Genomic DNA, 4,344 nt, shown 5'->3' on the forward strand with positions numbered 1-4,344 from the left:
GTTTTTCCGGCTGAGTAGGTGTCAGCGTAGTGCTTTTTGAAATTTTTTCCGTTTGAAAACTTTCTGTTTTTGCACATTTTTTTCTTTTTAGATTCTGCGGCAGAGTAGAAGCCGGTTTGATTGATCTTATTTGAAGCAGATTTCTTTCTACAATAAATACTCTTTAATTGAAAAATCTAATTCATTTTTCTGTTTTCCTGGAATTTTAAATTAAAATGTATGTTTATAAGATTCCGCTGAAAAAACTTCTATCAATAAGAATTGCTCTTTTTAAGTGAGATTCTATAATTACTTTTTTCGCTAATTGTGAGCAGCATTTTCAATAAGAACATACACAATATTAGCAGGTTAGAATATTTATTTTTGTCGGCGCTATTCTTGGCAACGGTTACGGTTATCGCAAGTTACGGGAGTAGGGACGCGGACTTGTCGGATTAACCATTTTCTTTCCTGGTTTCTAAAATTACACTTTTTCTGCCATACCCGTTATTTGCGATGAACCGATGTTGTATGCAGTACCGATAACTATATCTTAAAAACTAATTTGGTATTCTGCTCAGAAGTGAATTGTAATTCTTTTTCTTCTTGAAAGGTCAGATACAAAATATGTATAGGATAAATAAGATTAATAATATCACATTTTTCTTTTATAAATTTCACTTGATCTATATCATTATATAAAATTAAAATATCCAGGTCATTAGCTTTTTTTGAATTATTTAATATTGATCCGAATAAATAGACGTGAACATTTTTTAGTTTTTTTTCAAGTTCTTCATAGAGAATTTCAAGTTCTTTATTTATTTCTTCCAGTTCCATTTTAAATTAAGTTTACCCATAAGTTCACCCCATTTTAAAATTTTAAAATTTTTGGATTCAGCAAGTTCATATGCTGATTCTGTGATCTTCCCATTAGGATTAGCTTTTAGAACTGCATCAAATTCTCCATAATTTTCAATTGCGCTTCGAATTGATTCCAAACCTATATCATAATCATCAAGGGCTATAATCGTGACAGAAGGTAGATTGTATCTCTGTATCTCATATCTTTTGTTATCTATCCGAGTTATATCTATGACTTTATCGTGCTGATTTAATCCTCTTATAATAAATTTGGTTTGTGGATGTATGTAATTAGATATATCAGATTCTTTGAGTACTCTAAAAAGATCTCCGAAACTACCAATAATCTTACTTCTCCCTTCTAAAAAAACATACACTGATCCGCAAATAAACGGATCTTTTTTTGTGTGTAAAATGAAGTTTGCATCATTCTTTTCAATTAGATTTTTTATATCGGCAAGGCTTATATTTTTATTAGATATTGTTGTTACTATTATAACCTCGCCGTCATCTCTTGAAATTTGTAAAAGGTTCTGATCTAAAATATCAACTGAATCAATTTCATCATAATTTTCAGTTTTTTCTATTATCCATTCAAAGGTGGATTTTCTAGCCATAGTTAATCTTTAAATATATTATTGAGTTCTTTAGGGAATTGAGTAGCATTGATCTCTACGCTATTAATATGCCTATCTTCTAAATCTAACACATGTTGTCTAAACAATTCTACAGTTTCAATTTCAAATTCTTTTAGTTTAGAGTAATTACCATCGATAATGCCTAATAATTTCCGATTATTAGGTAAAATTATTTGTCTAATTTTTGAAAGCCATATTTTTGGGACGTTACTTTCTGGATTAAAACGTTCTTCCGTGAGAGGTCCATAAGTCTTAAAAATGGTTTTATTTTCATTCAAGATTTTTACTATATTTTTTCTAGTCTCGAATCTATTATCATATTCTCTTATCTTAAATAGATTTTTTATCCTCTCACTATGATTATTTTTCCATTGAATAATAATCTTTTCAGGAAATTCTTTTTCCGCCTTATCAATTTTGGTATGACAAGTTGGACATAAAAGAATTAGGTTGGAAAAAGTACTTCTTTTATCTTTTGATAAATCTTTATCAGATCTGGGACCTGTATCACTATCACTTATTATGTGAGCCATTTCCGCGATATGAATTTCTGATTTACCTATACTTAAGAATAAATTTTCATTACAATTAGGATTTTGACAGTAACCTCCAGAATCTGCAAATAATTTGAGCTTTGTATGTGCATTAGGATTTACTCGACCTTTAGTACATTTCATATTATTCTATTTCTTGAGGTATTGCATACAACGGCTACGGTTAAGGACAAGTTGCCGGAGTAGGGGACACGGATTTGTCGGTTTACCGAATAAATTAATTAGATTCTAAAATAACAATTTTCACGCTTTACCGGCTATTTGCCTTAACCGATGTTGGCATTTGTTGTGAGTTCCGTAAGATGATTTGTAAAACCTCTCGATTTCTCTACTAGGTCTTCCATATGAAAGTCATAATCTATTATTCTAATCGAAGTTTCAATAAGAAGGTTTAGAACCGACATCAAATAGGAATTCATTTTATAAATGTAAATTTTATATTCCTCATCATTTTTAGGCATTTCTTCTCTGGTGTTTGTAAATCCAATTCCGTAGTTCGTACCAAAAAATGTTGCATGTATAATCTCGGAGGCGTGTCTATATATTGAAAACAAGCAAAAATTGAGAACTTTTCCCATATCTTTTCCGTGTACTTTTTCAATTTTCTCAATTCTTTTGTAAACGTTATCTCTTGGTTCACCATACCAATTCCTTATTTCATTTCCTTTTTTGCTTGTAAATTCTTCAAACGCTTTTTTGAGGTTATTTGGAACTTTAAAATCGCTTATTTCTGTTAATCTACTTTTAGCTTCTAGAGTGGAAGGATCAATATCTCGAAATAAATCTCTAAATGATTTTTGATGAGAATATTTAATTGCTTTATCAATCATTTTGTCATCTACGGAATAGTATCCAAGATTTAAAGTCGCATCCAATAAAATTCTTGATAGAGCGTAAGAGTCTCTCACTGAATTTCTGGCTAATAATAAAATTGAACGACTAGTTTCCTTTATTGATATAATGGACATTGCCATTATCATCTTTTTTGAATCTTTTGGATCTAAAAGTCGATCGTGAACTTCTTGTAGAATTTTTGTTTGTTCAAAAAGTGCTACTTGTCCCCATTCTAAATGTTCTTTACTTCCAAAAATTATGGAATCAGGCGGATCGTTATATTTGAAATTTTTCTTCACAATTAATGCCAACGGTTACGGTTATCGCAAGTTGCGGGAGTAGGGACGCGAACTTGTCGGATTAACTATTTTCTTGCCTGGTTTCTAAAATTACACTTTTTTGACAATACCCGTTATTTGCGATTAACCGATGTTGGCATTTCGTTTTTATTCTGGAATTTCTTTTGGTGGAATTGAATGCCTTATTGTTCCTGCATTTATTTCAATTACCTCCGCATATTTTAAACTTGTATTTTCACTTTTAACTTCTTTAGCAAAAGCTTTGACATATTCAAAATTAGGATCAATATCTACCAATTTTAATAGTTCTTTACCTATGGTGGTGAATAATTGTATGCTTATGCTAAACTCCGGTGTATTAGGCTTTCTTTCCATAAAAACTATAAAACTTCCAAAAACCAAGTGTCCGCTACTAGTTTGATTTACCTTTGAATATTTGTAAGATGTGAATCCACCGGAATGCATTAAACCTAATTCTTCAATTAATGCAATATCGCTAAAGGAAACACCAAATTTTTCTAATAATTTGCCATCTTTCCCTTTATAAAGAAAATAATCATTGTTTGTTTGAACCGCGTAATTGGCAACTTTAGTAAATATTTCAGCCTCTCTTTTTGATAAATTTCTTATCAATTCCAACGCTCTTAATGAATATGATTTTGGATTTTTGACTTCGCCTGCTAATATTCTACCCCAAAGACTTTGCATTTCTTCATTTGAAACATCTTGTGCATAATTAAAAAATCTTGTTGTCCAATCATCATCAACTTTTTCCTCGCTAACATCTTTTTCTGTTTCTAATTGCTCAGCTGCAATTTGAGTTACACGCTCTATATTTTGTTGTCTTTTTTGTTCTTGATAAGAAATTCTGTTTTCAGCTCTGTCTGGCAAAGAAGTAACTTCTTGAATTGAATCTTTATTTAGTGATCTTAGACTGACCTTTTTTTCATCATATTCAATATTCTCTAATCCATTCTGGTTTTCTGCAATTGCTTTTGAAACTACATTTATTTCATAAGCTTTTGCATCTGCATTTTTCTTAATTAAATACGGTTGAGTAATTGCACCCGTTCCTTGAGCAATTACTTCAATTAATTTAGTTAGTGGTTTACTTAATCCTAAAACGTCTTTTATTTTATCAAAATCTATTAAAGCCATATAATTTTGTTTAAAAAT

5 protein-coding genes are annotated in these 4,344 nt (G+C 30.4%); all 5 read right to left on the reverse strand.

Annotated elements, in window-relative coordinates:
* Window positions 1–525 precede the first annotated feature (525 nt).
* Window positions 526–819, reverse strand: a complete 294-nt coding sequence (locus tag RM553_RS19110; RefSeq protein WP_311536565.1) for a nucleotidyltransferase domain-containing protein — start codon at window positions 817–819, stop codon at window positions 526–528.
* Entirely contained in the window at window positions 801–1,460 is a 660-nt protein-coding gene (locus RM553_RS19115) for a hypothetical protein (protein ID WP_311536566.1), read from the reverse strand. Before RM553_RS19115 ends, RM553_RS19110 begins: the two co-directional genes overlap by 19 nt.
* Before the next feature lie 2 nt (window positions 1,461–1,462).
* On the reverse strand, window positions 1,463–2,158 hold the full coding sequence (locus RM553_RS19120) for an HNH endonuclease (protein WP_311536567.1): 696 nt from the start codon (window positions 2,156–2,158) through the stop codon (window positions 1,463–1,465).
* Window positions 2,159–2,301: 143 nt separating this feature from the next.
* Window positions 2,302–3,180 (reverse strand): DUF5677 domain-containing protein, encoded by an 879-nt coding sequence (locus RM553_RS19125; RefSeq protein WP_311536568.1) that lies wholly within the window; start codon window positions 3,178–3,180, stop codon window positions 2,302–2,304.
* Between the two features lie 135 nt (window positions 3,181–3,315).
* The coding region (locus RM553_RS19130) for a DUF2806 domain-containing protein (RefSeq protein WP_311536569.1) at window positions 3,316–4,344 on the reverse strand (1,029 nt) is incomplete at its 5' end.

This window comes from Autumnicola tepida, from assembly GCF_031846485.1.
In the GTDB taxonomy this organism is placed as follows: domain Bacteria; phylum Bacteroidota; class Bacteroidia; order Flavobacteriales; family Flavobacteriaceae; genus Autumnicola; species Autumnicola tepida.